The following is a 2585-nucleotide window of genomic DNA, read 5'->3' on the forward strand; positions in this document are numbered from 1 at the left end:
TCCCTGCACCAGATTGTTGACGTTCATGGCCTGCTGCACGACCCCCAGCCCGCCCCCGGCCATGCCGCCGAAGCCCATCGCGAGATTGTGGATCGACCCGATCTTCTGGCCCAGCGAGTAACCGGCGGAGTTGTAGTCGACGGCGTCGTCATAGTTCAGCCCCTTGCGGGCCATCGAGGTCAGCCCGCCGCTCAGGGTGTCGGCCCAGGCGGCCGACAGGTCGGAGAGGGTCTTGAAGGCGTCCCCTGTGCTCTTCGGCGGCGGGGGCAGGGTGGGCGTGACGTCGGGCGGAATCTCCTTCTGGAACGTCTCGATCCGCTTGTCCAGTGTCTGCCACGCCAGCTTCTGGTCGTCCACCGCCTTGCGGATCGACTCCCCTGGGTTTCTGTGGTCGCGACAGCCAAGGGTTGTGCCGAATGCTGACGGGGAGGACTGAGCTGTATCGAGAGTTCCGCATCAGCGGAATACGCCCAGATCCGTTCGGCTGGCGATGGAGAATTTTTTGCCGCATGATATTTTGGCTGGAAATGTGAAGACGGCTGACATGAAAACGCAGGGCGGGCTCGTCATTTACTGCAAGAAATTCAAATCCGATATGGCATTTTCAGGGTAGCCCCTTCCGGCCGATGGCATTTCTCTCGAATATCTCGACAAACTGTGATGTCACAGCGACATGCTTGCCAGGCAAAAGAAAACATTTCAAAAACTAATAAATCAAACTGAAATATAATAATTATGAAATCATCTGAATAGCTATTTCTTTAAGCTCCAAAATAGCCGGCGATCGAATGATAGTTGAGATATATTGTTCATAAACGGCTGTAAATTTAGGCTCCCAGAAATCAACTACTGAGGGTGTGGTCATTGTGGAAGAATACGATGATTTTAATGTTGATTTGCAGTACATGGCGAATCCAGCCCAAAAAATTGGCATGCAATTATAGGGCAAATAATTTATTTCGGACGAGGTTCCGGATGGAGCAGAACAATAAATATTTTTCAGAGAATCGCACGAGTCTTCATGCAGATTATCAAGCCAATCACAAGCTGGCTTGGCGTATTCTTTCTCTTGTGGCAGCGTTGAAAAAAAATGCTTTCTGGATTGAAATTCAACCCCGCTGACAAGCATGCAAAATTTTGCGTAGCCTGTTGCCCCCCGCCACCAGGCAAAAAAAGCCTCTTCCCCCATCGCTATTGCGGAGTCGACCTTGTCTCGATAAAACCAATCAGCCAGATGATTGTTTGATATCCATAACGCATGGGAGAACAAGAGTGGCTCAAGAGGATCAAACGATGGCTTGGTGGCCACTGGCTGTTTTTTAATTGCAAGTCTTGTCAAGTGAAGAATATATCCTTTGTGAAACTGGTGCCAGCCGGCATCTTGAGCTTCGCAAATACCCATTGCCCCAGTCGTCATCATTATATTCGCGGCTTTGCCGAGATTGCTTTGTATTGCAAAAAGATTGCATGATGCGTCATGCAATTCTCGCAATAATTGGCTGGCGGATTGCTCCAGACCTATGCCTTGTGATGCTTTTAAGGCGCAAAATCTTTTCAGTGACTTTAATTCCTTGTCAAAACTCCATTTTTTAGCAATTGCCATTGGCTCACCTGTTCCATTTTTTCACGGTATATCGAGTCAGATTGGGAATATTAACATATTGGATGCGTAGAACGGACCCGTCGATTGCTGAGAAATTGCCTGCAATCTCAAGCAGTATTTTTTCAGCCAAATCCCGTGTTTCTTTAGATGCTGATGCCCAGTTTTTATGATCAATTTCACCTGTGGCATATTTCAATCTTGTCTCCACGAATCTCTCCATCGTCTTTTCATCTCCTTTCAAACCAGGCGTTTTTCTTCCGTCAGATGTCTTTACTTCCCAAAAATGCAATACTCCGCCTTTTCTTGTCACAAGATCAATTCCATTTCCGCTTTCATTTTGAATCGATCCAACAATTTCATGCCTTTGCTTCCTGAGATAATCCGCGGCAGCGCGTTCGCCCTTTGCACCTTTGCCCGAATTGGTATGAAAGATTTTTTCATATCCATCTTGGAATTTTTTGTCGCCATAACCGGAAGCATTATGAGCCCACGCATTCCACCCCCACCCAACGTCTCCGACGAAGTAGGTGTGGTGATCCCGGACCGTGAAATTATACACGGTCTGCCATTCACCGGTGTCAAAGACCTCCTCGACGTTCAGCCAGCGGCCGTCTTCGGCCAGGATGCGATCCTCGGGCGTCAGGTCGTGGGCCGCGATCCAGCCTTTGCCTTCCGCATAGAAGGGGTGTTCTCCGGTGGTGCCGATGACCTGTCCGCCGACGTGGAGGCTGATCACCGGGGCGAAGCGGACGAACACCTCCTGGATTTCCTTCAACTCGACCGGGCCCGAGGGGTCGTTCTCGGAGCGTGACCAGACCCGTTCGCCGACTTGGAACTCCTCCACGGGGGCGGCTGCCATGCTCGCCGCGGATGGGGGTGCCGGCGACGAAGCAGGCCTTGCTGGCCTGATAGAGTCCCAGCCCGGCCCCCAGCAGGTCGATCATCCCGCCGAACCAGTCGCCCCCCTGGAACTTCTCAATCA

The 2585-nt window shown here is 50.9% G+C and carries 3 protein-coding genes; all 3 read right to left on the reverse strand.

Annotated elements, in window-relative coordinates:
• Positions 1-357 (reverse strand): hypothetical protein (locus tag BGIM_RS65370; RefSeq protein WP_029632034.1); only part of this gene is annotated, 357 nt, incomplete at its 3' end.
• A 376-nt stretch (positions 358-733) separates the two neighbouring features.
• A complete protein-coding gene (locus BGIM_RS64295) occupies positions 734-1603 on the reverse strand; it encodes a hypothetical protein (RefSeq protein WP_157369927.1) in 870 nt (289 codons plus the stop codon).
• A 4-nt stretch (positions 1604-1607) separates the two neighbouring features.
• Positions 1608-2462, reverse strand: coding sequence for a YraN family protein (locus tag BGIM_RS0144875; protein ID WP_020476109.1), 855 nt, complete (start codon positions 2460-2462; stop codon positions 1608-1610).
• Between the last annotated feature and the right edge of the window lie 123 nt (positions 2463-2585).

It is taken from the genome of Zavarzinella formosa DSM 19928, from assembly GCF_000255705.1.
Classification (GTDB): Bacteria; Planctomycetota; Planctomycetia; order Gemmatales; family Gemmataceae; genus Zavarzinella; species Zavarzinella formosa.

Excerpts from the sequence above, each read along its gene's own strand:
- BGIM_RS64295 (WP_157369927.1), bottom strand. The coding sequence starts at position 1,603 with ATGGCAATTGCTAAAAAATGGAGTTTTGACAAGGAATTAAAGTCACTG.
- BGIM_RS0144875 (WP_020476109.1), bottom strand. The coding sequence starts at position 2,462 with ATGGCAGCCGCCCCCGTGGAGGAGTTCCAAGTCGGCGAACGGGTCTGG.